Consider the following 26349-nt stretch of genomic DNA (forward strand, 5'->3'; position numbering starts at 1 on the left):
GATTATATTGCTGTGTCGCCGGTTTCGCCGGTCCGAATCCGAACAGCGTCTTCCAGCGCGAGCGTGAATATCTTGCCGTCGCCTATCGATTCCGTCCCGGCAGCGGCTTGAATCGCCTCAACCGCTTGAGCAGCAACAGCGCTGGCACAAGCCACTTCGATTTTGAGTTTCGGAACCATGTTGGTGGTATATTCCGCACCACGATAGACTTCGGTCTGACCTTTTTGCCGACCAAAGCCTTTGACTTCGGTTACGGTCATGCCGGTCACGCCGACGCCAGTCAGAGCTTCCCGAACATCGTCAAGCTTGAACGGTTTGATTATGGCTATGATAAATTTCATTACGCCCCCTATTGTTGTTACCAATAGGGACCTCGCAAAGCGCGTGCCAGAATCGTAATACTATGGATTCAAAGGGATTTCTTGAATCTCAACCGCTTAAGAAAGAGTAAATTTTGTGCATCGCAGCACTGATGCACAAAATTTAGGCAGCACAGTCGGACAATTTTGCCAGGATTTCCGGGATGATTTTTTCGGCTTCACGCCGGCCGATATCGATCAGTTCGTCAGCACGGGTGAAATTCTGGATATCAATATGGCCAACCGGTGGAGACATTAAAAAATCTGGCGGGTCCAATGCCAGCGAATAGCGGCCGAGATTCCGCAACGACAGACCCACCGATGCCTTGACGATGGCTAGACTATTGGGCTCTTTGCCATTGTTGACGGCAATGCCCGCTGCAATCGAACGGTTTATAAAATCATCCTGCAGGTTGACCGACAGGCAGAGGGCTTCCGGGGCGAGCTCTCGCACCGGTGAAACAGGAACGGGCAACGCCGCTCCTCCGTCCACGAGCAGGCGACCTTCATGCTCCACGGGCTTAAATATGCCCGGCAAGGACATGGATGCGCGGATCGCTGGCACCAGCTTGCCCGACTTCATCACAATCGTATCCCCTGTCCGCAGATCAGCCGCGACGGCCGCGACCGGAAACGGCAGGTCTTCGAAGTTGAGATGACCGAGTTCGGTCTCCAGCTCTTTTTCGATATTGCGCGCGCCCATAACGGCGCCGCGCTTGAAATGCGGATCCATGAACCGCAGCATCTTGCGGAAATTCACGTTGCGCGCCATGTCTTCGATATAGTCCAGCCTGCCAACGGCATAGCTTGCACCGACGATCGCACCCATAGATGTGCCCGCGATTGCGGCTATTTCGAGCGGTGATTCATCAATCGCTCTCAACACGCCAATATGCGTCCAGCCGAGGCCCGCGCCGCCGCCAAGCGCAAGTGAAATTTTCCCGATATCGCTCATAGAGACACATCCTCTGCCAATATGGCTTTCGCATCGGCCAAGTCTTCGGCCAGCACCATCACTCTGGCAGGCAATGCAATCCCTGCGCCCTCAGCAATATTAACATTGCTATCGAAGCAGACAGCGCCGATTCCGGCCGATTCAAGGCGACCGCGGACAATCTCGGCTTCCACACCATGCATATGTCGAGACAATTCGACTAGGCTCATGACCGATTATCCGCCAAAATAACGGTCCGTCGCGCGTGTCGGCAAACCATCGATACTTTTCACCCGGTCTGCTGTTTTTTCCACCCAGGCTTCCGGATCAGCCTGACGATGATATTTAACCAGCGTCTCGCGCTCGGCTTTCATCTCCATCTGCGGCACGCCCCAGCCACAACTCGTCTGCACATTATCGAGCGTTATATCGAAAATCTGGCGCGTACCCGGCAAAATATCGAAATGCGCTGCCAATTCATCCCAGCCCGCATCCTGCGGCAGCACCGGCTTTCCGGTGCCATAAAGTCGCATGATCAGCGCCGGATTGGCAAAATTGTTAAACATGATGGTGATCCGTCCATCCGCAATCAGATGGGCATGCGTCTCATTGCCAGATCCACCGAGATCCAGATAAGCAACCCGGTCGGGGCCAAGCACCCGAAACGCGTCATAGCCTTTCGGCGACAGATTGATCCGGCTGTCTGCAGCCGCCGTTGCGACAAAGAACATCGGTTGTTTGGCAATGAAGGCGATATGATCATCATTCAACGCATTAAAAAATTCCGCCATGGCAGTTTCCTGTTCAGTAAAACGGACCGCCGAAAAACCATTTCCACAGCAGCACCAATATCCAATGTATCACGATCACCGGCCATAGTGACTGCGAAACAATACGAACATGGATCAATACAATGCCCAATAGGAAGGTAGCAAATAGAAACGAAGGCTGCAGAAAGATTGCAGACCATGGCGGCCCAAAGGTCAGCGCCTGAAACGGATGCCATAGCGTGAACAATATGGCAGAAAGCCAGTTTCCCCAGCGCTGGGAGAATGTCGCGAACCAGGATAGCAGCACGCCGCGAAAGACCAGTTCTTCGACCAAGGCGGGAATGAAGAACAGGATCATGGCCGCAACCAGCGCTGACTGGAGGTCCATCACGGGGTCAAAACGAAGCCATCCCCCCAGATAGCCACATAATGCGATGATTGCTGTCGTTGGCAGCGCAACGCCAAAGGCCGCTTTCCAACGGCCGCTATCGGGCCATATCAGCAGCGCCCGCCAAGTCTGTTTTATGGCAGCGATCGGCATCAGACTACCAGCTCGCGCCATCGTCTATTGCCGCCTGCTCTCCCGGTTTCATCGGACGCCCAAGAACTGCATTGCGATGAGGAAAGCGGCCAAATTTTGCGATAACATCCCGATGTTCATTGGCAAATTTCTGATTGCTGCCCAAGGCGGCGAACAAAGCAACAGACTTATCCTGCAGCCGAATATCCTCTGCATGCATAAACGGCATATAGAGAAATGCCCGTTGCTGCTCAGGCAAATGCTGATCTATTTCCAGATCAACGGCCTTTTCAGCAATCTGCTGCGCCAGATAGTCTGTAGTAAACGCGTTGGGATGGTCCCGGAACATATTCCGCGGCATCTGATCAAAGAGAATGATGGCCGCAATCGCGGTCTCTGGAGACGTGAGAAAATCCGGAGCGGTCTTCAATTTTTGCTGTTCCCACAGATCCAGAAACCGGGTTTCGCAAATCGTGTCCATCGCGTCGCTCTTGATCCACCAGTCTTTCGGGTTGAGCTCGCGAAACCAAAATAACAATATTTCTTCGGGCCAATTCACCGGGATGAACCTATTCTCTTAGAAGCAGACATATCCGATCCAATCTCGGATCTTTGGCGGAAACATAATGCGCGGAAAGCTCAAGCCGTCCCTCCGACGGTCAATCCTTCCACCAGCAAGGTCGGTTGTCCGACACCAGCGGGCACGGACTGCCCACCCTTGCCGCACATGCCAATGCCTTCGTCGAGCGCCATATCATTCCCGATGCCGCTCACTTTGGTCAGCGCGGTTGGACCGTCACCGATCAATGTTGCCCCCTTGATCGGAGCACCAAGCTTGCCATTTTCAATCTTATACGCCTCGGTGCAGGAAAAGACGAACTTGCCAGACACAATGTCGACCTGCCCTCCCCCAAAGCTCTTGGCGTAAATACCGTTTTTGACGCGGCTCATCAACTCGTCCGGATCGTCCTTACCGCCCCGCATGAACGTGTTCGTCATCCGCGGCATGGGCGCGTGGGCATAGCTTTCGCGGCGCCCGTTGCCGGTGGCCGGCACTCCCATCAAACGGGCGTTCAGCCGATCCTGCATATAACATTTCAATATGCCGTCTTCGATCAGGACATTTTCCTGTGTCGGCGTGCCTTCGTCATCAATGCTTAGTGAGCCACGCCGTTCCTTGATCGAGCCATCGTCAACCACAGTGACACCGGGAGCAGCAACGCGCTGGCCGATTTTTCCAGAAAAGGCGCTCGTGCCCTTGCGGTTGAAGTCGCCTTCGAGACCATGACCAATGGCTTCGTGCAATATGATGCCGGGCCAGCCGGGGCCAAGCAATACAGTCTGTTCACCCGCAGGCGCATCGACGCTTTCGAGATTGACCAGGGCTTGCGCCAAAGCTTCATCAATTGCCCGATCCCAACGCGCCTCTTCAAACAGTTGATCATAGAGGTAACGCCCGCCCATACCGAAACTGCCGCTTTCACGACGGCCATTTTGTTCGGCGACAATCGAAACATTGAGCCGCACCAGCGGCCGCACGTCGGTGGCAACGAAACCATCGGGACGAACAACTTCAATCACGCTCCAACTGCCGGACAGGCCGACAGACACTTGCGAAACACGGGGATCTCGGGCGCGCGCCGCGGTATCAATCTGTTGGCAAAGTGCGACTTTTTGCGCGAACGGAATCGCTTCCAATGGATTGGCTTCGCCATAAAGGTGACGATTGCTGCCTCGGGGTGGCGCGGCTTTTTCTCCTTTGGCCGGGTCCAACAATTGCAAGGTTTGCGCCGCACGACGAATAGCCGCCTCGCTGATTTCATTGCTATGGGAAAAACCGGTCATCTCGCCCGAGACACCGCGCAGGCCAAAGCCGCTATCGGTGCTGTAATCGGCTGTCTTCAAGCGACCATCGTCAAAGCCAAAGCTCTCGACGGCACTATATTGCAAATAAAGTTCGCCATCATCGCAAGCGGAGAGACTTTGGGAAACCAGCGCTTTGGCTTTATCCGGGTCTAAGCCATCAGGGCGATACAGAAACGAGCGGGGGTCAAGATTATCTATCATCCCGCCTATATAGAAATATATCGGGTGGCTTGCACCCCTTATGTCGGATTATTCTTGGGACTGTACCGGAGATATGTCTGCCGGTCCGCCGGCCAGAACGAATCGCCGGTCGCAATAACCGCATTCGACATAGCCTTTTTCATCGATTTCCAGCCAGACACGCGGATGACCCAGCGCGGCACCACCCGGAATATCGGTCGCGCCATCACAGGACACGCGCTTTTTGGAGGTTTTAACTATTTCGGGAGATTCGATCATGCGGCTGAATTAGCAACAGATGTGCGGTCGCGCAATATTTTCCCACGCGACCCTTAACAACCCAATATTAGAGATAATCGACCGTCATCACGAAGGAGCCAGTATAAGCGCCTTCCTGTTGGCTGCCGTTGACACGCAATCGTCCGCCAACGGTCAGATTGTAAATGCCAAGCGTACCGAGCAAGCCGCGCACAAAAGTGCTGAAATTCCGGTTGCCGTTGCCAATCGCCAACTGATCGATCCGCATGCGGTCCGTACCATTTGCATGGTTTACCCATAGCGCTCCGGGGATCGATATCTCGACGATCTGGTTTGGTCCGCCATAGATAATGAAATTGGCCCGATTTACTGCCCCGCCAGCAAGCGTCGCGCCGCCGGCTGCGGTTACATTGCCGTTTCGGGTATCAATGAATACTGTGCCGTTGGTCGGTCCGGCAATGATATTCCCATATTGAAGGTCAGCGGTTTTCACTACGGAAAGCGGGCCGATTGTGATCGCGCTGGAATCAGCGGCTGCGGTTTGGGCAAAGACAGCCGGTGCACTCGTCAACGCGACAAGCACAAAAAACAGGCCGCCGATCAGGCGCGGTAAAATCTGGTCTCTGGTCTTCACAAAATCTACCCTAATTTGGTTGATCACTTCTCTAGATCAAACGTTGTAATATTGCCTTTACCCGCTTGGTTAATTTCGGGGTAATCTATTGAAAGTGATCATTCTCTTCATTGATAATCGATGTTGACGTTGAACGTTCCCGCATAGGCACCGCCCGCTTGGCCAGCGTTTATGGTGAGCCTTCCCCCGACTTTATATTCGACGGATCCACTTGCGCTGAGCGTTCGGTTGCGCGTTCCATTGCCGCCATCCAAACGGAATTGATCGACCCGCATGGTTTCGGTGCCACCCACTCGGGTCAAGTCGATCCGATTCTGATTAACCGTCATCCGAACTCTATAGAGCGGTGTACCAAATGCAGTGAAAGATGCAGCTGTCTGGCTTCCGCCCAAAGGAACAGCGTTACCACTCAATTGAGTGACCGTGTCATTTGCAGGGTTTAACCGGAAACGACTCTGGCTGGTTCCGGCGGCAAAATCCCCAAAGTGCAAGTCTGCATTTTTGGTGATGCTCACCGCTTGACTGACTGTTGTTCGAGTCTGGCCGTTGCGACTGGCCGCCTCCGCAGCCGTGGATGGCGCGAACATAGCAAGACAGAACGGCATCAATAGCGCGCACTTTATCCCTGACCATCCGGTCAGAACTGAAGATGTCTCTTTTCCCACAGCAGGATCTATAACGCCCAAACTGCTAAATATTCTTGAATTTGAGGGTTAACCGCTGGTTTACCATATTATCGGATCAGCCGCAGCCCCGCCAGAAGCAGTCAGAAATAATCAACCGACACTTCAAAGGAACCGCGATAGACACCGGCTCTCTGGTTCGCGCCAATGCGCAATTGTCCGCCGATATTGAAGGTTCGTTCGCCCGCTGCATTCAATCTTTTCCGGCGACGGTCAAAGCGGAAGCGATTTATGCGCATCCTCTCAGCTCCGCCATCCCGCACGATGAATATCCTATTCTGTCCGGTCGAAATCTGGACCCGAAGGCGCGCTGTTCCGGTCACATCAAAAGACGCGAGAGACTGTGTACCACCCAACGATACCGCATCGCCGCTTCGCTGAACCAGTGCACCCGTTCGCGGATTGAGGCGAAAAATGCTTCTGGTGGTGCCTGCTGCAAAATCACCAAACATCAAGTCAGACGTCTTACTCAGGGTCACCGACTTGCGCACCGATACTTTGCTGTCAGAAGAATTTGAAGCCGCCGCTAGCGGACCAGCCGAACACAGCGCCGCAAGCGGTAATGCTGTGACAAGCATCGCTCTGCGCATGTGGTTCTGGTTTCCGATAATGGTCATTTTGCCGCAGCTAAGGGGAACATGACAAATTTAGACTTATCAGAAGGGTTAACCTGACATTAGGGTCTATCGAAACGATATGCAGCAAAGCCTTTGATTGTCCTCGCCAAGATGTTTATGCGCAGCCCATGACCAATGCAGCAATCTCGATTACGAATCTGTCGAAAACATACACCGGCGGCAAACAGGCACTCGACGACGTCAGTTTTGAAGTGCCCCGCGGTTCGATTTTTGGCCTTCTGGGCCCCAATGGTGCCGGCAAATCAACGCTCATCAACATTTTGTCCGGGATGGTTCGCAAGACCGGAGGCAGCGCAAGCATTTGGGGCTTTGACATCGATGATAGCCCGCGCAATGCAAAGGCATCGATCGGAATCGTACCGCAAGAGATTATCTTTGATCCCTTTTTCACGCCCTTTGAATCACTGGAAGTACAAGCTGGGCTTTATGGCGTCGGGAAAGCCAATCGCCGCACGATGGAATTGTTAGAAGCCGTCCATCTCGGGGACAAAGCCAATGCCTACGCTCGCACTTTGTCGGGCGGTATGAAACGACGGCTGCTGGTTGCCAAGGCCATGGTTCATTCGCCGCCGATACTCGTGCTAGACGAACCGACTGCCGGTGTAGACATCGATCTACGGCAGCAGCTTTGGGAATATGTACAGGAACTCAACAACCTGGGCGTGACAATTGTCCTGACGACCCATTATCTCGAAGAAGCAGAGAATCTGTGCGAACGCATTGCGATTATCAATCACGGCAAATTGATTGCCAACAAACCGACTCCAGAGCTGGTCGACATGGCCCGCGAAAAACTAGTCGAATTGACGTTGGACCGGGACATAAGCGAAGCGAATGATGCCGCATCCTTTACCAATGAGCTTTTCGACAAAGCAGAATTTATCGGTCCGCGGACGGTGGCGGTCACCTATAATAAAGATAGAACCAATGCCGGCGGCGTGATGGCTGCCGTGCAAGAATGTGGCTTCGCCATCGTTGATGTCACTACAAGAGAGGCGGATCTGGAGGATGTGTTCCTCAACCTCACCCGCGACAGAGCAGCGTGACCCACGACGTCATCATTATCGGTTCCGGTGCAGCGGGACTGAGCGCCGCGATCACTTTGGCCCGAACCCACAAAGTGCTGGTTCTTGCCAAAGGTGAACTGACCTCCGGCTCGACAGCCTGGGCCCAAGGCGGCATTGCAGCCGTGCTTGACGCCGGAGATACATTTGAGAATCATATCAACGACACGATGGGCGCAGGCGCAGGCCTGAACCGCCGTGAAACCGTAGAATTTGTCGTTGAAAATGCACCAGCTGCGATCGAGCGTCTCGTCGATATGGGTGTGCCATTTAATGAAGAAGAGGAAGCGCTTCACTTGACCCGCGAAGGTGGGCACAGCCACCGGCGGATCGTCCATGTCGATGACGCAACCGGCTGGGCGGTGCAGGAGGCGTTGCAAAACACGGCCGCGGCTCACCCCAATATTACGCTGCGCCCCCATATGGTTGCGATTGACCTGATCGTCGATCGCCATGCAGAAACACCGACCGGCGCTAAAAATGTCTGGGGCGTTTATGCGCTCGACAATGAAAGCGGTCATGTCGAAACTCTCACATCGCGCGCGACCATCATGGCCAGCGGCGGCGCGGGACGCACCTATTTATTCTCGACCGCACCGCGCGGGGCAACCGGCGATGGCATTGCCATGGCGTGGCGCGCCGGCGCGCGGGTTTCCAATATGGAGATGATGCAGTTCCATCCGACCTGCCTCTACAATCTCGAGGTCAAAAACTTTTTGGTCACCGAAGCCGTTCGCGGCGAAGGTGGACATCTGAAGTTGCCGGATGATGCAGACGACGAAGCGGGCGAACGCTATATGCAGCGCTTTGATCCCGAGCGGATGGAACTGGCCCCACGTGACATCGTGGCGCGTGCCAATGATCACGAGATCAAACGGCTCGGCCTGGACTATGTCCATCTCGACATCTCCCACCGCGATCCAGAATTCGTGAAAGGCCATTTTCCGAACATCTATGACAAGCTGATCGGACTGGGCATCGATATGACGACCGGACCGATCCCGGTCGTGCCGGCGCAGCATTATACCTGTGGCGGGATATTGATCGATCTGGCCGGTCGCACAGACTTGCCGGGCCTTTATGCTGCGGGCGAAGCCAGCGAAAGTGGCTTGCATGGCGCGAACCGCCTCGCATCGAATAGCTTGCTCGAATGTTTTGTATTCGGCGACGCGGCGGCGCGGGACATACAGGCACATTGGGATGACCTCCCTGCCCCGCCACCGATCCGCCCTTGGGACGAAAGCCGCGTCACCAACAGCGACGAAGAAGTGGTTATCAAACAGACCTGGACCGAAATCCGGCGATTCATGTGGAATTATGTCGGCATCGTCCGCACCACAAAACGCCTCGAACGCGCCCAGAATCGCATCAACTTATTGCGTGGCGAAGTGGAGGAATATTACGGAAATTTCCGTGTGACCCAAGACTTGATCGAGTTGCGCAATTTGATCGAAGTAGCGGATCTGATCGTAAAATCAGCCCTGGCGCGCAAGGAAAGTCGGGGATTGCATTATATTACCGATTATCCGGAGTTGGCAAATGAAGCCGTCGATACGGTTTTAGCACCTTAGCAGAACCAGCACTCCAGGTTCACAGGTACAAAGTCTGGCCGTCAATCCAAATCATTGATGATCAGCTCCATCGCCGCGACAACCGTGGCAATTGTTTTTTCGCCAAGCATCTCATCAACTTTAGAACTGGTTTGATCCGTGATCGACGCGGCTTTTCTAGCGGCTTCGTCGCCAAAGCTGGTCAGCTTCAGCAACCATGCCCGGCCATCATTGTCATCTCGCACCCGTTCCACCAAATTGAGGTCGATAAGCCGGCGCATCATTGCGGTAATCGCAGAATCATTAAGACCGAGCTCTTTTGCCAATCGAGTCTGCGTTGTCGCTTCTTCCGATGCGATAATGGCTAAGGCGGACATTTGCGCCGTTGTGACGCCGGCCACCTCCAGCATCCGGCGATCCGAACTTTTTTTGAGCGCGTGCGCGGCAATTTGCAGCCGCGAATAAAATCTGAGGTTTTTTGCCGACATTTCTCATCAATAGTGGATTTTTGGTAGTTTGTGAACCAATTATAAGTTCACTCTTGAATTATAATTGATCTTGGAATTAGATCCAGCAAGGTATGTTCATCGTATTTCTGGGAATTTATTGTGATATTGCCATCTTATGCCATTGTGATATAGTTTGACAATGAACTAATTTGACGACTCGTAATTGTGTCACTCTGCTATCGGATGTGACCGTCTCAACAGCCCAGAAAAGGAACAACAATGACCCATGATCCCAATGACTCAGAAATGAATGACCTAAGAATGTCCGACGCCGGCCGGCTTCTTTATGACCGGGTAAAGCGATTTGTTGCCGAGGAAGTAGACCCCATCACTGAGCAATATTTTTCCATGGGAGAAGGTCGCCAAGACCGCTGGAGCTATGTTCCTGGACAATTGGAATTGCTGGAAGGCGTGAAAAACAAAGCGCGCGAACAAGGGCTTTGGAACTTTTTTCTGCCGGATGCGGAATCAGGTGAAGGGCTGAAAAACCTGGACTATGCGTTTATCGCTGGAATCCTGGGCCAAAACCCACTGGCATCAGAATGTATGAATTGTAGCGCACCCGACACCGGTAATATGGAAGTGCTCGAACGCGTCGGCACAACCGCGCAGAAGCAAGAATGGCTCGTTCCGCTGCTTGAAGGCAAAATCCGCTCTGCATTCGCCATGACTGAGCCTGGCCATCCTTCTTCGGATGCTCGCAACATTCGGACAGAAGCCGTCCTGGAAAAAGGCGAATGGGTGATAAACGGAGAGAAATTCTATATCTCCGGTGCGGGCGACCCGCGTTGCAAGGTCATGATTACGATGGTCAGAACCAACCCGGATGGTCCATCACACTCACAACAGTCACAGATATTGGTTCCCATCGATACACCAGGCGTCGAAATCGTCGGACCGATGCATGTCTTTGGTGATGACGATGCGCCGCATGGTCATATGCACATCAAATTCAACAATGTACGGGTGCCGGAAGAGAACATCCTTTTGGGTGAAGGCCGGGGCTTCGAAATTTCTCAGCTTCGTCTGGGCCCCGGAAGGATCCACCACTGCATGCGCAGTGTTGGCGTTGCAGAAAGAGCTTTGGACTTGATGATTCATCGCGGCGGAAGCCGGGAAGCTTTTGGCCAACCCTTGGCATTGCTCGGCAAAAATCTTGAAGTTATATCTCGTGCGCGGATCGACATTGAAGCGATGCGCCTGATGGTCCTCAAAGCTGCCAAAGCCATGGATGTCATGGGCAACAAACAGGCTCGCGTTTGGGTTTCTATGGTCAAAGCCTATGTGCCTGAGATCACCTGCCGGATTATCGATGAAGCCATCCAGATCCACGGCGCTGCCGGTGTATCCCAATGGACGCCGCTATCCCGCATGTATGCCAACCAGAGAACTTTGCGTCTCGCCGACGGTCCGGACGAAGTCCACCATATGGTGGTTGGTCGCAATGAAATGGCCAATGCAGGTTACAAGCCACAGCGCTAAAACCACGCACCCATGAAACAAGAAAGGCCGGACATGATTGTCCGGCCTTTCTGCTTTTCGGGATATTGATCGGTTGGCGTTATTGGATGGCCGTCCCGACAATCTTGTCACTGGTCTTGTGCTTCTCAAGGTCTGCTGGATCGAACCACACAGATTTCAGTTTCTTGTCCACAAACAATTGCATCTGGTCGGTATAATGCGGAGATTCCGGTCGTGTGGTCGCGGCACCAAAGGGCTGGATCGATCGGGATTGCACTTGGCCATCCTTTGCCCATTCAATGAACATGATATAGCTATCACCGTGGCGCACAGACAGCCGGCCATCCTCTTCCACATCCCAGAGTGTCGATGCGCGGATCGTATCATTCCCGCCATCAACAGGCAGGTCGACCGTACCTTGCCGCATGCGCAAGACCTCCATCATCGGAGGATCGATCTTTCCGAAATATTGCGTCAGATGATCAACCGTTTCTTCCAATATCTGTCGTGGATCAGGAATGGTTCCACGATTGTAATGAGCCTTGTTGGCCGGACGGAGGGCCATGAGAGCCAGCGCATCGGCCGACCCCTTGCCATCCAAATTCCAGTCCCACTGCGCCAGCAGTGCTTGTGCTTTGCTGAGCTTTTCGCTGTCCTTCAGGTCCAGTTCGGCAATCTTGTCGAGCCAGTCCTTCGCATAGCCCGCCTTTTCATAGCCGGTGTCATATTTGATGTTCCACAATTCCTCGTCGGTCAACTTGCCGTCGGCATTGGCCTTCTCCAGCAAGGCAATAGAACGGCGTGATCGATTGGTCTGGTCACCTTCGACTCCCAACAGCGCCGAGAAATTGTCAGCGTTGAGTTCATCTCCCGGTCCCGCCGCAATATAGGGCGTGTTGTTGGCGTTCATAACATAGCCCGAGGCTGGATTGACCAGTGCCGGAACCCGCGTGAACGGCAACGTTTTTTGCCACAATGCTTTGGAACTGTCGCCGGGCAACACCGTACGCCAGTCATAGCCTTCCGGGCGATCCGGGAACATCGCATTATAATAGAGCCCGATATTACCTTCGGCATCAGCATAGATGAAATTGGTGGCCGGAACGCCCTGCCCGGCCATTGCGGCCTGCCATTCATCAAAATTGCTCGCTTTGTTGATCCGATAATATTGGGTCAGCATATCGAGCTGGTCGATACCGGCATAACGGACGGCATAAGCGCCGCTGTCGTTCATGATCACCGGACCATGGATAGAGCGATAGGCTACCTGCGGATAAGGAATAACGAACGGACCATATTTAATCTTCAGCCAGACGCGTTTCTTTTCGAGTGGCTTCCACTCGCCATCAAAACGATATGCATCTTTCTTCTCGTTAAGCGTAAGTTTGTAGACATCAATCAGATCCGGCCGGTTCACGGTGTTGGTCCAGCCAAGATATTTATTATGTCCCAGGAACGGGAACGGTGATCCCGGGAAATTGGCACCGGCAAAATCCCATCCCTCTTCGCTGTGCACAACCAGCTCATACCAGGCAACATTGCCACGCAATGGCTGGTGCGAGTTGGAAATCAGCCGAGTCTTGCCCTCGGGTGAGCGCTCCGGTGCAACAGCATATGCATTGGAACCGTTTTCATCTGGATCTGGGCCCACAGGCGTGATCTGCTTATCATCGACCATCTTGTCCGGGCTTAGGGGGTGGACGGATTTTTTGGTGGGTTCGTCGACCAAGGGTGGGCCGCCCTCACGGGGCAAATCCTTGTTTTCGACCAGTGCTTGAATCGGGTTGTTGAGCCCGAAGAAAAAGGGCGAACGCAAAACAAATCCGGCAGCGATATCCGGTCCGTTTACAGGAAACAGTTTGGCCAGTTCGACTTCTTCGGGATGCTCGTTGGCATAAGCATTCAGTCCGGATGCATAGCCATCAAGAACCGCCCGGACATCTGGCGGCAGATCATCATATTTGCGCGTCACGGTGCCGCGCACATCGAGCAGGGCCGCTATATAGTCGATGGGCGCGCTTTCCGCGCCATTGAGCGTAGCCATACGGCCACGCGTCATTGCGGTGACTTCCTGCAGCGTAGAGAAATCATCCTCCGAATGGGCATAAGCAACACCATAAGCGACATCCGCGTCGGTCTTACCGAAAATATGTGGGACGCCAAAATCATCGCGGACAATCCGGGCTTCATAGGTGGCTTCTGGTGGTGAAGCAGCTTCGTCAATGCTCAACGGTTCCCATAGAGCGAGACCAATAGCCGCAAGCAAGATGACAATGAGCAATCCAACGCCGGTACGCTTAAGTGTTTTCACGTATTTTTCCTTCTCCGACAGCCTAATAGGCTGCACAAACTTTTCTCTGATGAGGGCTTACCATATAAATTCGATGGAAAAAGGCATCAATGTGGTTGTGTTGCACGACTACAACACCATATTTATGATAAGAGACCAAGATTGAACAGGATGAACCGATGAACCTTGAGAAATTCACCGACCGTGCCAAAGGGTTTTTGCAATCTGCTCAAACCGTAGCAATCCGGATGAGCCATCAGCAAATCACCGCTGCGCATATCGCCAAGGCATTGCTCGAAGACGACGAGGGCATGGCTGCGGGGTTGATTACCAAGGCGGGCGGCGACGCCAAGAAAGCGCATAAAGAAATTGATGCAGTCCTCGCCAAAATTCCAGCAGTGTCCGGAGGCGGCGCGCAGCAGACACCCGGCCTGAACAATGATGCCGTTCGCGCTCTAGATCAGGCAGAGCAGATCGCGGACAAAGCGGGAGACAGCTATGTCACCGTCGAACGATTGTTGCTCGCCCTGGTCTTATCCAAGGACACCGCAGCCGGCAAAGCGCTTCAATCTGCCAATGTGACAGCAGAGGCCCTGAACACCGCAATCAACGATTTGCGCGGCGGCCGGTCCGCCGACACGGCATCGGCCGAAGATGCCTATGAAGCGATGGAAAAATACACCACCGACCTTACGCAATCTGCGCGCGATGGTAAACTCGACCCGGTCATTGGCCGCGATGAAGAAATTCGTCGCACCATCCAGATATTGGCCCGCCGGACCAAGAACAATCCAGTCCTGATCGGGGAGCCCGGCGTCGGTAAAACCGCCATTGCGGAAGGCATGGCTCTGCGTATTGCCAATGGCGATGTGCCTGACAGTCTCAAGGATCGTCGGTTGATGTCACTCGACATGGGCTCTCTTATCGCCGGCGCGAAATATCGTGGCGAGTTTGAAGAGCGCCTTAAAAGCGTACTCGATGAAGTTCGCGGCGCCGATGGCGAAATCATCCTGTTCATTGACGAGATGCACACATTGGTTGGTGCAGGTGCTTCGGAAGGGTCGATGGACGCGTCCAACCTCTTGAAGCCAGCATTGGCACGCGGCGAGCTCCATTGTATCGGCGCGACAACGCTCAACGAATATCAGAAATATGTAGAAAAAGATGCCGCATTACAGCGTCGGTTCCAGCCTGTGTTCATTGGTGAACCAACCGTCGAGGACACGATTTCTATCCTCCGCGGGCTGAAAGAAAAATATGAACTGCACCATGGTGTACGGATTACCGATGGCGCGCTTGTGAGTTCAGCCACCCTATCAAACCGCTATATTTCCGACCGATTCCTGCCGGACAAAGCCATTGATCTGATGGATGAAGCCGCGTCTCGCATCCGTATGGAAGTCGAGTCCAAACCGGAAGAGATTGAATCCCTCGACCGACGGATCATCCAGTTCAAAATCGAGCGGGAAGCGCTCTCTAAGGAGAGTGACGATGCTTCAAAAGGCCGTCTTGAAACGCTCAAAAAGGAACTGGCCGAACTCGAGCAGCAATCTGCGGAACTGACAACGCGGTGGCAGGGCGAGAAGGACAAGATCAACGCAGAGTCCCAGCTAAAAGAACAATTGGACCATGCCCGCTTAGAGCTTGAACAGGCCGAACGCGCAGGCGATCTCGCCAAGGCTGGGGAGCTAAGCTACGGTACGATCCCCAATCTCGAGAAGGCGCTCGAGGAAGCCGCCGGAGCCACAGAAGGCGCGATGTTGCGCGAAGAGGTTACCTCCGAAGATATTGCTGCCGTCGTTTCCAAATGGACCGGCATTCCGGTCGACAAAATGTTGGAAGGCGAGCGCGAAAAGCTGCTGGCAATGGAAGAGTTGATTGGCAAGCGCGTCATTGGTCAGACCGATGCGATAGGCGCCGTGTCTGCGGCAGTCCGCCGCAGCCGGGCAGGCTTGCAGGATCCGAGCCGGCCTTTGGGCAGTTTCCTCTTCCTCGGCCCCACAGGTGTTGGCAAGACCGAGCTCACCAAAGCGCTGGCGGGGTTCCTGTTTGATGATGATCAGGCGATGGTTCGCATCGACATGTCGGAATATATGGAGAAGCACAGCGTCTCACGCTTGATTGGTGCCCCTCCGGGCTATGTCGGCTATGATGAAGGCGGTGTATTGACCGAAGCCGTTCGCAGGCGTCCTTATCAAGTAATCCTGTTCGACGAAGTTGAAAAAGCCCATGGCGACGTGTTCAACGTGCTTTTGCAGGTGCTGGACGACGGCATTTTGACCGATGGTCAGGGCCGGAAAGTCGACTTCTCAAACACGTTGATAATCCTGACATCCAATCTGGGCAGCCAATATATGGCGAACCTCGAAGACGGACAAAAGGTCAAGGATGTCGAACCGCAGGTAATGGAAGTCGTCCGCGCGCACTTCCGTCCCGAATTCCTCAACCGTCTGGACGAGATCATCCTGTTCCATAGACTTGCTGAAGAACATATGGCTCCAATCGTCGATATTCAGGTTTTGCGGGTGCAAAAACTGCTCAAAGACAGGAAGATTGAGCTTGTCCTCACCGATGCTGCACGGCGTTGGCTGGGCCGGGTTGGCTATGATCCAGTCTACGGCGCACGGCCGCTTAAGCGAGCCATCCAGAAATATCTTCAGGACCCCTTGGCGGATCTTATCTTGCGGGGTGACGTGCCGGATAATAGCACGGTCAGCATCGACGAAGGTGACGGTGCATTGAAGATGGAGCCCGTGGCGACCGAGGCAGCTTAACCTTGCGCAAATGGCTTGCGACAGGCAAATAGCACGGATGAGTGTAGACCCTAGACAGGCTGAGATTATAAACGACGCCGCATATCTGGCGCATCGCTATGATGAGGTTGCCGATGGATTTCGCTTCGTCCATGTGCCGCGGGAAGTCCATCGCAATAGCACCTTCATCACCGATGAGCATTTGCCCGATGTTGACCGGTTCGACTTGATCAGCCGCAAAGATCTGGAAGCAACGGCACTGCAAACGTCGCCGATCCATTTCATTTTTCACTCGGCTTATTGCTGCTCCACGATGATGGCCCGCGCGTTTGACATTCCGGGCGTTTCCATGGGATTGAAAGAGCCTCAGGTTCTGAATGATATGATTGGTTGGCGGCGACGTGGGGCCGACAAACAGAAATTGGTAACTGTACTCGATAAATCTCTCGAGCTTCTTGCCCGCCCGATGGAAGGTGATCGGTCCGTCATCATCAAACCATCGAACATCTGCACACCCTTGGCAATTCCCGCGCTCCAATTGCGCCAACAGTCCAAGGCTTTATTGTTATACGCCCCGTTGGAATCCTATCTGCAGTCAATCGTCAAAAAGGAAATGTGGGGCCGTATCTGGGTGCGCGACGTTTTGATCGGAACCTTGAAAGATGGCTATGCCATTGGCGGTTTTTCTCAGGATCAGTTGCTACAGCTCACCGACCTCCAAGTCGCGGCAATCGGCTGGCTTTCGCAGCACGCCGCCTTTGCCAAGATCGTTGAAACCATTGGCAGTGATCGCGTTACAACGCTCGACAGTGACAGCTTTCTGTCAAACCAGAGAACAGCGCTCCAATCGCTCAATCGGTTTTTCAGACTGAATATGGATGATGACAAAATCGCAGAAACACTGAATGGCCCTGCCTTCAACAGCCATTCAAAACTGGATCAGGCAAAGCGCGGCGGCACATTCGATGCCAAGGCACGGCAAGAAGAACAGACCGAAATGGCCGCGCTACACGGCGCAGAGATTGACATGGTCACCCAATGGGCAAAGGCAGTTGCCGATAGCCAAAATATCCAAATGGATATTGGATACAGGCTGTTCGAATAACGGCCTCAAAAGTCCGTCAGTTGTTCGAGCTCAATCCAGTCTGCATATCCTCCACAAACTGGTTGGAATCCCTGGAACCGGTCCGCGTGTATACAACCCATTCTGCGTTCGTCATGCAAATGCGTTTCTTTTTGGTGAGAGAACCAATAACGCGTTCAGAACGACAACGGACATAATTAGGATCCCGGCGATCCGTAATTTTTTTAGGCTTTTTGGCCTCGGTCTTGGTTTCGTTGTTATCAACAGCGGCTGATGCCGAAGGCACCGTCAACGCGGTTGCTGCGAATGCACCCGTAATCAAGGTTTGAATAAGAATTTTCATAACTACTCCAGTATTTTATTGGCTAACAAATTCACAGAAATCTGAATCTTTCAATAGTCCTATGTTATTGCATCATGAAGCCCGGTTGGTTGTCATCGACAAATTCCTTGGCGTTTCGAGATCCAGTGCGACTATAATCGACCCACTCAGCATTGGTCATACATACACGACGCTTTCGCGTGAGTGAACCAATTATCGGTTCTAACCGACAACGGACATAGTCTGGATGACGCCGGTCCGAAATTTTCTTCGGCTTCTTCGCCTGAACTTCAACATTATCTTCGTCAGAAGCCGCTGCCGGCGAAACAGCCAATGCAGCAATGACGATTGCTCCTGCAATCACGCTATGCCTTGCTAACTTCATAGACGTTACCCACTATTTATTGGTCCGGCTAAATATCGAGTCCTTTGCCAGGTCGAACATGCATTGAATTTGATGATTCTGCTGCAGAAACGATAGCATGACAGTCGTGAAATTTCAATGAGACAACAAAAAAGGGCGGACCAAATGGCCCGCCCTCTTTTTCAATCACTGTAGAAGCGATTAGAATTTGAACTTAACGCTCGCGCCATAACGACGACCCTGTGCATCATATGATGATGGGTAGATGTTACCGGAGTTGAACGCTGTCGAACCGATGTTCGAACCAACAACCGTTGGCTGGTTGTCCAAGATGTTCTGCGCGGTAAGCGTGAACAGAACATTCTCGTTAACGTCCCACTGGAAGGAAAGATCAAAATAGCTTTCCGCCGGGATCTGCGTGAAGTCGACGTCGCCGAACAATGGTGAGTTACCGATGAACGCTTGACCATTGTCAAGAATGTCCTGTGGCTCTTGCTCAACACCACTCAGATAACGCCAGCGAAGAGAGATTGTGTAATCTTCATCAATCGTCACAGACGTACGCTGAGAGAAGGCAAATTCGGACTGTGGATTACAGTTGACCGAGTAGAAGCCTACGCATTCGCGGTTAAGAGCAGTTGATGATGCCTGGAACAAGTTCTTGTTCGTCCAGGTACCGTCGAAGGACATTGCCAAGCCGATGTTGTCGGTGATGTCGGTGTTGTAACGAACACTTACATCAACACCATCGGTTGAGATTGTACCAAGGTTGCTCTGTTGCAGGATAAGACCCTTAGTATTCGAAGGATCTCCGTCCAAGCCACCGGTTGATGGGTTACGCGAGATGAACTGCGAACTACAGAACGGGTTGGCAACATTGGCATTGTCGAAACAAGCCGCAATCGCATCACCAACAGTTGGTGAAGATACTGCGCCGGTTACTTTAATGTTCCAATAGTCAACCGTTACCGACAGGCCTGGAATTGCGTCAGGCTGGAAAGCCGTACCAATTGTCCATGTGTTTGCCTGCTCTGTGCTCAGATTTGGATTACCACCGGTGGTGATGTTAATCTGGCCAGCTGCCGGTGGAAGAATTGTACCAGCATTGACAACACCTGCAGGAGCACCCTGAGCTATACAAACAGCAGCCAAGGTAGCATTTCCAACCGGAGCAGCGCCCTGACAAGGGTCATTCGCAAGGTTGCTGAGGCCCGTAGAAACCGGCGCAAACAGCTCACCGATGTTCGGTGCGCGTGAAGAGCGCTGATAGTTACCACGGAAGGTCAGACCAGGAATGACTTCCCAGGTACCGCCAGCTTTCCAAGTAAACTTGGTACCAGCAGTCGAGTAATCCGAATAACGAGCACCAAGATCAAGGGTCAAGCTTTCTGCGAAAGATTCACCTTCGAAAATCGGAATGCTAAGTTCGCCAAATGCGTCATAGACGTCGTACGAACCGGCAATGTCCGGAGCGGCACCACCGGCACCAACAACAGCGCCTGGCGTTTGCGAAGCGGAGTCAGAGTTCCGAGTTGCCTCGAAGCTACGATATTCACCACCAACAGCGAACTGAATTGGGGTTTCCGAGAAGCCGAAGCCCAAGTCGCCCACTACGGTGCCGTTTACAGTCGCGATCGAAGTTCTGGTGATAACCTGCTGTGTGAGGTTGAACACATAATCGATAGCATCCTGCGTACCAAGGTTACCTTCAAGACCGAAAAGGTTGATTGGAGCACAACCAGCATTTCCAGAAATACAGGTTCCGTTTGGAAGAGCCTGAAGCGAATCATCAAGACGTGAACGACGCGCAAAACCGGTCTGGGTCTGGATGCGTTCGCTTTCGCCATAGGTTCCCGACACTTCATAGCTGATGTTGTCGGTGATCGCGCCACGTGCGCCAACTACGATGTTGAACAATGTAGAGGTAAACGCAGATTGACGCGTACCAGCTTCGATTGTCCGACGACGAACCTGTGTGTTTACGTTCACAAAGTCAGGGTTCACCGAACCATCAGCCAAGGTTGGGCCGAATGGCGTGTTGATACCAGCGGTACAAGCTGCAGCTGTCAAACCAAGACCCGCACAGAACTGATTAGCAATGCCAATCGGAATGGTTGGGTTGTTCAGGTTGATGTCATAGTTGTTGAAGAACGAACCACCCGGAGCAATGATCGTGTTAACGGTCTGCTTCGAGAATACAGCCTGCGAGAACAATTCGACATTTTCGTTAATTTCATAACGGCCCGAGCTGTAGATGTTGAAACGCTCAAATGGGGTCAAGAAAATGTTGAACGGGTTGAAGTTGAACGGACGATCAAAAACGCCGCTCTGAACAACTGTTCCGTCTGGCGAAATCTGACCGAAGCCACCTGGGATTGGGCCAACGATAACGGCTGGGATAGCGTTCGAAGAACCACCAGCATTTCCGCTGAAGGAGCTTACGTTAAATTCACCGAAAGAACGATCGCCCTGGAAGATAGGATCTTGATCCTGATAACCAACACTCAGAACAACGTTACCGCGTCCATCGTCAAAGTTGGCACCAATGGTCAGGTCGGTACGGAATACGTTTCCGTCGCCTTGCTCTGTGATCTGGCTACCGACATTGAGTTCAACGCCAGCAAAGTCACGCTTGGTAACAAAGTTAACAACACCAGAAATAGCGTCCGCACCATAAGTGGTGGTTGCGCCGCCGGTCAGAACGTCGGTACGCTCGATGACCGCGAGTGGGATGCTGTTAAGATCGACACGACCGGTTGTGTCAGCAGGAACGAAGCGACGTCCGTCAAGCAGAACCAGGTTACGCTGAGAGCCGATGCCGCGAAGGTTAACGAAGGAAGAACCGCCGTTACCGTTGTTCACTGCAGAACCGGTTGAAGGAATAGCCGATGGAAGTTCGCGAAGGAACTGCTCAGCGGTGTTGGTCTGGCGAAGCTCTAGTTCTTCAGAAGTGACAACACCAACTGGGCTGGAAAGCTCAAGGTTAGGGTTGCTAATGCGCGAACCCGTAACAACGATAACGCTTTCGTCAGCTGCGTCTGCGTCTTGTACGTCCTGATCCTGTGCGAGCACAGGAGTAGAAACCATAGCGAGTCCGAGCACCATTGGTGCAACAGATGCCTTTAGGTTTGAATATTTTCTCATGTAATCCAGTCCCTTATTCTGGAGAGGTAGGCCAATATGACCTATCCCCGGTTGTTGATCGATGGCCATCTGCACGCCCCAAACGCACGGATTCGACCACCGAGTTGGACGCCAATTGCAACAAGGCTCCTTAGCTGTAAAGCTTCTGTTCAGCCAAAAGGGCGGATTTTGTACAGATTGTAACTATTTTGTCACAGTCTCGAAACCGCCAAAATCGGAACCAATCAACATCTTTTTACATTGCACTGTTTGACGACAAGCAACCCATCAGCACCGGACCAACAATGAATTGCCTCTGATGACGCGATTGATTATGCCCAAAGGAACTTGGAAATGGATGACAGGAAAAATACAAATGGCACATTCTAATTTGCATATCGCGGGCTTACTTTCGGCCGCCGCTGCCGCCTCCCTCACCCTATCGTCCCCTGCAGATGCGCAGGAAACTGACAAAAAAGCTGCGCTAACCGCGCCGCCGACAATCTATACTGACCTGGTGGCCTGCAAGGATGTGGCAGAGTCTATGGCCCGGCTGGCTTGTTATGATGAAAAGGTCGCGGCCTTGGAAACAGCCCAAGCAACCAATAAGGTCGTCATTGCCGACAGAGAACAGGTTCGAGAAGCCCGACGCGGTCTGTTTGGACTGACATTACCGAGAATCAAACTCTTCGACGGTGACGGCGACGAAGGCGCGCAGATCGAGCAAGTCGAAGGCGTTATCAAGTCTGCTCGAACGATTCGGAGCGGCAAATGGTTGATCCGCCTAGAAGATGGAGCGGTATGGCAACAGACGGAGCCGGCCCGCAGCACGATGCGACGCCCTAAAACAGGTGATAGCATTGTCATTAAGCGTGGCTCGTTGGGAAGCTTCCTGGCCAAGGTCAACGACGGCCGTGGCTTCAAGGTCAAAAGGGTCGTCAATTAGCCCCGGCCAGACATCAACAACTATTGCATGGGTCCTGTCAGCAGAATGGGATCGATTCGCGCCTTGTTCCATTTCATCGACCAATGCAGATGAGGCCCGGTCGCGCTGCCGGTTGAGCCGACACGGCCAATCGGCTCGCCGCGCTTCACGTGCTGCCCTTTCTTGACCAATATTTTCGAACTGTGCAGAAATGCGCTGTTCAGTCCCATGCCATGGTCGATCATCAAAAGATTTCCTTCCAAGGAGAAGGGGCTGGCCGCAGCCAGTGTAACCACTCCATCCGCAGGAGCGACATAATAGGTCCCTGTCGGCGCCGCGATGTCCGTGCCGCTGTGATAGCTGCCAGGGGATCCGTTGTAGATCCGCTGATTACCAAACATACCCGATATCCGGCCTTTAACTGGCCAAATAAACGTCTGCCGCCATCCCTCACTATCGGTTTGCATCCGACGCGCTGCATTGATCTGGGCCAATTCTGGCGCCCGGCGTTTCTTAAACGCCGCACTGGCGGTACGTCCTCGCCGATTGAGAGCCACATGCTCGATCTTCCATTTGCGCGGCGCGACATTGAAAAATTTACGGACCGTTTCACCATTGTCTAACGTCGCTACCAGCTGCGCTGCCTGACCGGCATCGCGGTTAAAAGCGATGATGAACTTGCCATCGTCATCAATGGGCACTGGCGCGCCGTCGAAAGACAGGCTGCGCGTCCCGGAAGGCGCATCGCCAATCATGACGCCACCTTGAATTGCATCACCCGAAAAACCAAATTTGATCGCTTCCCGAAATGCGGATTGCTCAGCGCCATCCGTTTCAGCGTAAGCGACAACCGCAGGGACCGCAGCGACCGAAATTGCAAGCATGCCAAGCGTGAGTTGAAACCGACCGGTCATTGTTCATTTTCCGGCAGATGTGCACGCGCTGAAATCTGAGCCGTTGCATAAGGTTCCTGCTTTTCAACGCTCCAATAGCGAAGCTCGTCCAACAAAATGGCTTCTCCGGTAACCGCGCATAAGACATGGTCCCCGCCAGACAAAGGGCGAAACCCATTGGGCATATAGTGTAGCTTTGCCACCTTGTTGCGATTGGACATTAACATTGGACGCTTATACTCCCTGAATTCTTTACCGGCGATTTACGAACGCACTTGGCACCACCGGAATGCTGGCCACAGAAGCGGTCAATGCCAACCCCATATATCAAGACTTCTTCTAAAATAAATCCCGCTGCCTGTCATCCGACGGCTTTTTGACTCGATTGACCGATGTCTTGGAGGTTTTTTTGGTCTTGATACCAACCTCTTTCACCTCCGAACCGGCTTCCGTCACTTGAGCACCAATGGCCCCATCCTGAAAATGCAGATCCAGTCTACCGGCCTTCAGCGCCGCCGCGCGATTGGCGATCAACTTGCCATCCAGCCCGGATACTCGTGCATATCCACGTTTTAGAGGACCATCGGGAGACAATTGCTCGGCCAGCCGCCATAAAGCGTTCAATCTTTGACGCGCGTCATCCAGTGGGCGTTGCACCAAGCTGACCGGCATATCGAGTCGTTTGAGCTGCTCTTGTGAACGCTCCACCCGCTGCTTCAATATAGAAGGCCGCAAAGCGCCGGCGCTTGCGGAAAAACGAGTGCGGGCATGGGCGACGTTCTGGCTCATGCCATATTTCATCCGTTCGGACATTTCATCCACCCGTTGTTGATGCGGCCGCAAAAGGTCGGTTAGTGCCGGCATCAACCGCCGTTGCCCCTCTAGCCGTTCCTGTGCTGTCATAAGGCCGCGCTGCACGCTGCGCGCCATTCTTGCTTTGCTTTCCGATAAAGTGGCCAACCACTCGGCGCGAACCGGAACGGCCATTTCAGCAGCGGCTGTGGGCGTTGGAGCCCGCAGGTCGGCGGCAAAGTCGCATAATGTTGTATCCGTCTCATGGCCGACTGCCGAGATGATCGGGATCGAACAATCCGCCACTGCTCGGACCACAGCTTCTTCGTTGAAGCTCCACAAATCCTCGATGGAACCGCCGCCACGTGCCACGATCACCAGATCAGGCCGCTGGACCGGTCCGCCCGGCGCTATATTGGAAAAGCCATTGACCGCCGCTGCTATCTGCTTCGCTGCGCCTTCCCCTTGAACGAGCACCGGCCAGACAATCACATGGCTGGGGCAGCGATCTGCGAGCCGATGCAGTATATCCCGGATCACAGCGCCCGTTGGCGACGTCACGATACCGATGGTCCTCGGCAGAAACGGCATTGCTTTTTTGCGATTCTGATCGAACAGGCCCTCACCCAGCAGCTTGGCTTTCAGCTTCTCGAACAAAGCCATTAAAGCGCCCTCGCCCGCCAGTTCCATCTTGTCGATGACGACCTGATATTTGGAGCGACCGGGATAGGTCGTTAGCTTGCCCGAGACCACGACTTCGATGCCATCTTCCGGCTGGAACGGCAGACGCCCTGCGTTGCCCTTCCACATTACGCCGTCGAGAACGGCCTTGTCATCCTTCAACGCCAGGTAGACATGGCCTGACGCAGCGCGCTTAAAGCCCGAAATTTCACCGCGGATCCGGACATAGCCAAAGCGATCCTCCACTACGCGCTTGAGCGCACCAGAAATATCTGAAACTGACAACGGCGGGGCGTTGTCACCTTGCCCGCTCTCGGCTAACAGTTTCGCATCTAAAGAAAGGGAATCGTCCATGAATATCCTGTTGATCGGGTCCGGCGGCCGCGAACATGCCTTGGCCTGGAAGCTGGCGCAATCCCCTTCTCTCGAGAAATTCTATGCGACACCCGGAAATCCCGGCATCGCTCAGCATAGTGAATTGGTAAAACTGGACACCGCGGATCACGACGCAGTGGTCGCATTCTGCCACAGCAAACGCATCGACCTCGTCGTTGTTGGTCCGGAAGCGCCGCTGGTCGATGGCCTTGGTGATAGCCTGCGGGCCGCCGACATATTTGTTTTCGGACCGGACAAGGCCGCCGCCCAGCTTGAGGGGTCCAAGGGCTTTACCAAAGATCTATGCGCCCGGGCAAATATCCCCACCGCTGGCTACGTCCGCACCACCAATGCAACCGATGCCCTGAAAGCGCTGAATGACTTCTCCATTCCCGTTGTCATCAAGGCCGACGGTCTCGCAGCGGGCAAAGGCGTGATCATCGCCGAAACCCGTGATTCTGCCGTTGCAGCGATCAACGATATGTTCGACGGCAGTTTTGGCGAAGCCGGCGCAGAAGTGGTTATCGAGGAGTTTCTGACCGGGGAGGAAGCCAGCTTCTTCGCCATTACCGACGGCAAATCCGTCGTCCCCTTTGGCACCGCGCAAGATCACAAGCGGGTTGGCGAAGGCGATGTCGGCCCCAACACCGGCGGCATGGGCGCCTATAGTCCTGCCCCGGTTCTCTCCAACGCCTTGCAGAAGCAAGTGATGGACGAGATCATCCAGCCGACCGTTGACACTTTGGCTGCAGAAGGCACGCCTTATAGCGGCGTCCTGTTTGCCGGACTGATGCTGACCGAGACCGGCCCGCAGCTGATTGAATATAATGCCCGCTTTGGCGATCCGGAATGCCAGGTGCTGATGATGCGTCTGGAAAGCGATCTCGCCAAATTGTTGATGCGCACCGCGAAAGGCGATCTCGCTCAAACCAGCGCCCCGGTCTTTGCTCCGGAAACCGCGCTCACCGTCGTGATGGCCGCCAACGGTTATCCCGGTACGCCGGAAAAAGGCGGCCGGATTCGCAATCTCGGGCGGGCGGAGCGTAAAGGCGCCAAAATATTCCACGCCGGAACCGCCGAAGTCGATGGCGCGCTGATCTCCTCCGGCGGCCGCGTGCTCAACGTCACTGCCCTCGGCGACAGCGCCACCGAAGCGCAATCCAAAGCTTATGCCGCTGTCGACGAAATCGAATATGACACCGGCTTCTGCCGTCGCGATATCGGCTGGCGCGAGGTAGCTCGGGAAGCTGGGAATTAGGCCTTCTGTCCGCTCCCCACGAAGCCGTGAAATTTACAATGAATGGCTTTTTGTTTCCTTGAC

The 26349-nt window shown here is 53.6% G+C and carries 26 protein-coding genes; 7 read left to right on the forward strand and 19 right to left on the reverse strand.

The features are described from left to right. Positions 1-2: 2 nt before the first annotated feature. The 11 genes from ABJV08_RS08910 to ABJV08_RS08960 all read right to left on the reverse strand — a co-directional run bounded on the left by ABJV08_RS08910 (position 3) and on the right by ABJV08_RS08960 (position 6794). A complete protein-coding gene (locus tag ABJV08_RS08910; RefSeq protein ID WP_348041098.1) occupies positions 3-341 on the reverse strand; it encodes a P-II family nitrogen regulator in 339 nt (112 codons plus the stop codon). A 142-nt stretch (positions 342-483) separates the two neighbouring features. Further along, the gene (locus ABJV08_RS08915; RefSeq protein ID WP_348041100.1) at positions 484-1314 is read right to left on the reverse strand and encodes a patatin-like phospholipase family protein; all 831 of its coding nucleotides are present in this window, start codon (positions 1312-1314) and stop codon (positions 484-486) included. Continuing rightward, complete coding sequence (locus tag ABJV08_RS08920) at positions 1311-1523, reverse strand: DUF2007 domain-containing protein (protein ID WP_348041102.1); 213 nt, start codon at positions 1521-1523, stop codon at positions 1311-1313. The genes ABJV08_RS08915 and ABJV08_RS08920 overlap by 4 nt, the downstream gene beginning before the upstream one ends. 6 nt (positions 1524-1529) lie before the next feature. Continuing rightward, entirely contained in the window at positions 1530-2084 is a 555-nt protein-coding gene (locus tag ABJV08_RS08925) for a pyridoxamine 5'-phosphate oxidase family protein (protein ID WP_348041104.1), read from the reverse strand. A 13-nt stretch (positions 2085-2097) separates the two neighbouring features. Beyond that, a complete protein-coding gene (locus ABJV08_RS08930) occupies positions 2098-2625 on the reverse strand; it encodes a CPBP family glutamic-type intramembrane protease (protein ID WP_348041105.1) in 528 nt (175 codons plus the stop codon). Further along, on the reverse strand, positions 2609-3121 hold the full coding sequence (locus tag ABJV08_RS08935) for a DUF924 family protein (RefSeq protein ID WP_348041106.1): 513 nt from the start codon (positions 3119-3121) through the stop codon (positions 2609-2611). Before ABJV08_RS08935 ends, ABJV08_RS08930 begins: the two co-directional genes overlap by 17 nt. A gap of 101 nt (positions 3122-3222) precedes the next feature. Then, complete coding sequence (gene tldD / locus ABJV08_RS08940) at positions 3223-4650, reverse strand: metalloprotease TldD (protein ID WP_348041108.1); 1428 nt, start codon at positions 4648-4650, stop codon at positions 3223-3225. 48 nt (positions 4651-4698) lie between these two features. Then, positions 4699-4908 (reverse strand): zinc-finger domain-containing protein, encoded by a 210-nt coding sequence (locus ABJV08_RS08945; protein ID WP_348041110.1) that lies wholly within the window; start codon positions 4906-4908, stop codon positions 4699-4701. A 67-nt stretch (positions 4909-4975) separates the two neighbouring features. Next, a complete protein-coding gene (locus ABJV08_RS08950; protein ID WP_348041112.1) occupies positions 4976-5521 on the reverse strand; it encodes a DUF4402 domain-containing protein in 546 nt (181 codons plus the stop codon). A 107-nt stretch (positions 5522-5628) separates the two neighbouring features. Beyond that, a complete protein-coding gene (locus ABJV08_RS08955; RefSeq protein ID WP_348041114.1) occupies positions 5629-6126 on the reverse strand; it encodes a DUF4402 domain-containing protein in 498 nt (165 codons plus the stop codon). Between the two features lie 161 nt (positions 6127-6287). Further along, a complete protein-coding gene (locus ABJV08_RS08960; protein WP_348041116.1) occupies positions 6288-6794 on the reverse strand; it encodes a DUF4402 domain-containing protein in 507 nt (168 codons plus the stop codon). A gap of 155 nt (positions 6795-6949) precedes the next feature. Here ABJV08_RS08960 and ABJV08_RS08965 point away from each other — a divergent pair, with 155 nt between their 5' ends. Then, complete coding sequence (locus ABJV08_RS08965) at positions 6950-7888, forward strand: ABC transporter ATP-binding protein (protein ID WP_348041118.1); 939 nt, start codon at positions 6950-6952, stop codon at positions 7886-7888. Continuing rightward, a complete protein-coding gene (gene nadB / locus ABJV08_RS08970; RefSeq protein WP_348041120.1) occupies positions 7885-9477 on the forward strand; it encodes an L-aspartate oxidase in 1593 nt (530 codons plus the stop codon). Before ABJV08_RS08965 ends, nadB begins: the two co-directional genes overlap by 4 nt. Positions 9478-9518: 41 nt before the next feature. On the opposite strand, the gene ABJV08_RS08975 is transcribed toward nadB, so the two are convergent. Beyond that, a complete protein-coding gene (locus ABJV08_RS08975; RefSeq protein ID WP_348041122.1) occupies positions 9519-9944 on the reverse strand; it encodes a MarR family transcriptional regulator in 426 nt (141 codons plus the stop codon). A gap of 240 nt (positions 9945-10184) precedes the next feature. Here ABJV08_RS08975 and ABJV08_RS08980 point away from each other — a divergent pair, with 240 nt between their 5' ends. Next, entirely contained in the window at positions 10185-11447 is a 1263-nt protein-coding gene (locus ABJV08_RS08980; RefSeq protein ID WP_348041124.1) for an acyl-CoA dehydrogenase family protein, read from the forward strand. A gap of 79 nt (positions 11448-11526) precedes the next feature. Here ABJV08_RS08980 and ABJV08_RS08985 read toward each other — a convergent pair whose 3' ends face one another. Further along, positions 11527-13737: an acylase gene (locus tag ABJV08_RS08985; RefSeq protein WP_348041126.1), complete on the reverse strand. Its 2211-nt coding sequence runs from the start codon at positions 13735-13737 to the stop codon at positions 11527-11529. A gap of 158 nt (positions 13738-13895) precedes the next feature. Here ABJV08_RS08985 and clpB point away from each other — a divergent pair, with 158 nt between their 5' ends. Then, positions 13896-16490 (forward strand): ATP-dependent chaperone ClpB, encoded by a 2595-nt coding sequence (gene clpB, locus ABJV08_RS08990; protein WP_348041128.1) that lies wholly within the window; start codon positions 13896-13898, stop codon positions 16488-16490. 37 nt (positions 16491-16527) lie between these two features. Then, positions 16528-17574, forward strand: a complete 1047-nt coding sequence (locus ABJV08_RS08995) for a hypothetical protein (RefSeq protein WP_348041130.1) — start codon at positions 16528-16530, stop codon at positions 17572-17574. A gap of 16 nt (positions 17575-17590) precedes the next feature. Here the strand turns inward: ABJV08_RS08995 and ABJV08_RS09000 are convergent, their stop codons facing one another. The 3 genes from ABJV08_RS09000 to ABJV08_RS09010 all read right to left on the reverse strand — a co-directional run bounded on the left by ABJV08_RS09000 (position 17591) and on the right by ABJV08_RS09010 (position 21452). Then, positions 17591-17896: a hypothetical protein gene (locus tag ABJV08_RS09000; protein WP_348041132.1), complete on the reverse strand. Its 306-nt coding sequence runs from the start codon at positions 17894-17896 to the stop codon at positions 17591-17593. A gap of 64 nt (positions 17897-17960) precedes the next feature. Next, a complete protein-coding gene (locus ABJV08_RS09005) occupies positions 17961-18260 on the reverse strand; it encodes a hypothetical protein (protein WP_348041134.1) in 300 nt (99 codons plus the stop codon). Positions 18261-18440: 180 nt separating this feature from the next. Then, positions 18441-21452 carry a TonB-dependent receptor gene (locus ABJV08_RS09010; RefSeq protein ID WP_348041136.1) on the reverse strand — a complete coding sequence of 1004 codons (3012 nt, stop codon included), beginning with the start codon at positions 21450-21452 and terminating at the stop codon, positions 18441-18443. Between the two features lie 286 nt (positions 21453-21738). On the opposite strand from ABJV08_RS09010, the gene ABJV08_RS09015 reads away from it, so the two are divergent. Next, positions 21739-22308, forward strand: a complete 570-nt coding sequence (locus tag ABJV08_RS09015; RefSeq protein ID WP_348041138.1) for a hypothetical protein — start codon at positions 21739-21741, stop codon at positions 22306-22308. 20 nt (positions 22309-22328) lie between these two features. Here the strand turns inward: ABJV08_RS09015 and ABJV08_RS09020 are convergent, their stop codons facing one another. The 3 genes from ABJV08_RS09020 to xseA form a co-directional block, all read right to left on the reverse strand. Next, a complete protein-coding gene (locus ABJV08_RS09020; RefSeq protein ID WP_348041140.1) occupies positions 22329-23201 on the reverse strand; it encodes a M23 family metallopeptidase in 873 nt (290 codons plus the stop codon). Further along, a complete protein-coding gene (locus tag ABJV08_RS09025; RefSeq protein WP_348041142.1) occupies positions 23198-23407 on the reverse strand; it encodes a DUF2093 domain-containing protein in 210 nt (69 codons plus the stop codon). The genes ABJV08_RS09020 and ABJV08_RS09025 overlap by 4 nt, the downstream gene beginning before the upstream one ends. A gap of 112 nt (positions 23408-23519) precedes the next feature. Further along, complete coding sequence (xseA, locus tag ABJV08_RS09030) at positions 23520-25007, reverse strand: exodeoxyribonuclease VII large subunit (RefSeq protein ID WP_348041144.1); 1488 nt, start codon at positions 25005-25007, stop codon at positions 23520-23522. Between xseA and purD the strand changes: the two genes are divergently transcribed. Next, positions 25006-26286, forward strand: coding sequence for a phosphoribosylamine--glycine ligase (gene purD / locus ABJV08_RS09035; protein ID WP_348041146.1), 1281 nt, complete (start codon positions 25006-25008; stop codon positions 26284-26286). The two genes, xseA and purD, sit on opposite strands and share 2 nt — an antisense overlap. Positions 26287-26349: the final 63 nt, after the last annotated feature.

Source organism: Parasphingorhabdus sp. (assembly GCF_039982395.1).
GTDB lineage: Bacteria > Pseudomonadota > Alphaproteobacteria > Sphingomonadales > Sphingomonadaceae > Parasphingorhabdus.

Bases quoted from the DNA above. Each gene is read 5' to 3' on its own strand.
- ABJV08_RS08910 (WP_348041098.1), bottom strand. From the start codon at position 341: ATGAAATTTATCATAGCCATAATCAAACCGTTCAAGCTTGACGATGTT.
- ABJV08_RS08915 (WP_348041100.1), bottom strand. From the start codon at position 1,314: ATGAGCGATATCGGGAAAATTTCACTTGCGCTTGGCGGCGGCGCGGGC.
- ABJV08_RS08920 (WP_348041102.1), bottom strand. From the start codon at position 1,523: ATGAGCCTAGTCGAATTGTCTCGACATATGCATGGTGTGGAAGCCGAG.
- ABJV08_RS08925 (WP_348041104.1), bottom strand. From the start codon at position 2,084: ATGGCGGAATTTTTTAATGCGTTGAATGATGATCATATCGCCTTCATT.
- ABJV08_RS08930 (WP_348041105.1), bottom strand. From the start codon at position 2,625: ATGGCGCGAGCTGGTAGTCTGATGCCGATCGCTGCCATAAAACAGACT.
- tldD (WP_348041108.1), bottom strand. From the start codon at position 4,650: ATGATAGATAATCTTGACCCCCGCTCGTTTCTGTATCGCCCTGATGGC.
- ABJV08_RS08945 (WP_348041110.1), bottom strand. From the start codon at position 4,908: ATGATCGAATCTCCCGAAATAGTTAAAACCTCCAAAAAGCGCGTGTCC.
- ABJV08_RS08955 (WP_348041114.1), bottom strand. From the start codon at position 6,126: ATGCCGTTCTGTCTTGCTATGTTCGCGCCATCCACGGCTGCGGAGGCG.
- ABJV08_RS08960 (WP_348041116.1), bottom strand. From the start codon at position 6,794: ATGCGCAGAGCGATGCTTGTCACAGCATTACCGCTTGCGGCGCTGTGT.
- ABJV08_RS08965 (WP_348041118.1), top strand. From the start codon at position 6,950: ATGACCAATGCAGCAATCTCGATTACGAATCTGTCGAAAACATACACC.
- ABJV08_RS08975 (WP_348041122.1), bottom strand. From the start codon at position 9,944: ATGTCGGCAAAAAACCTCAGATTTTATTCGCGGCTGCAAATTGCCGCG.
- ABJV08_RS08980 (WP_348041124.1), top strand. From the start codon at position 10,185: ATGACCCATGATCCCAATGACTCAGAAATGAATGACCTAAGAATGTCC.
- clpB (WP_348041128.1), top strand. From the start codon at position 13,896: ATGAACCTTGAGAAATTCACCGACCGTGCCAAAGGGTTTTTGCAATCT.
- ABJV08_RS08995 (WP_348041130.1), top strand. From the start codon at position 16,528: ATGAGTGTAGACCCTAGACAGGCTGAGATTATAAACGACGCCGCATAT.
- ABJV08_RS09000 (WP_348041132.1), bottom strand. From the start codon at position 17,896: ATGAAAATTCTTATTCAAACCTTGATTACGGGTGCATTCGCAGCAACC.
- ABJV08_RS09005 (WP_348041134.1), bottom strand. From the start codon at position 18,260: ATGAAGTTAGCAAGGCATAGCGTGATTGCAGGAGCAATCGTCATTGCT.
- ABJV08_RS09010 (WP_348041136.1), bottom strand. From the start codon at position 21,452: ATGGCCATCGATCAACAACCGGGGATAGGTCATATTGGCCTACCTCTC.
- ABJV08_RS09015 (WP_348041138.1), top strand. From the start codon at position 21,739: ATGGCACATTCTAATTTGCATATCGCGGGCTTACTTTCGGCCGCCGCT.
- ABJV08_RS09020 (WP_348041140.1), bottom strand. From the start codon at position 23,201: ATGACCGGTCGGTTTCAACTCACGCTTGGCATGCTTGCAATTTCGGTC.
- ABJV08_RS09025 (WP_348041142.1), bottom strand. From the start codon at position 23,407: ATGTTAATGTCCAATCGCAACAAGGTGGCAAAGCTACACTATATGCCC.
- purD (WP_348041146.1), top strand. From the start codon at position 25,006: ATGAATATCCTGTTGATCGGGTCCGGCGGCCGCGAACATGCCTTGGCC.
- xseA (WP_348041144.1), bottom strand. From the start codon at position 25,007: ATGGACGATTCCCTTTCTTTAGATGCGAAACTGTTAGCCGAGAGCGGG.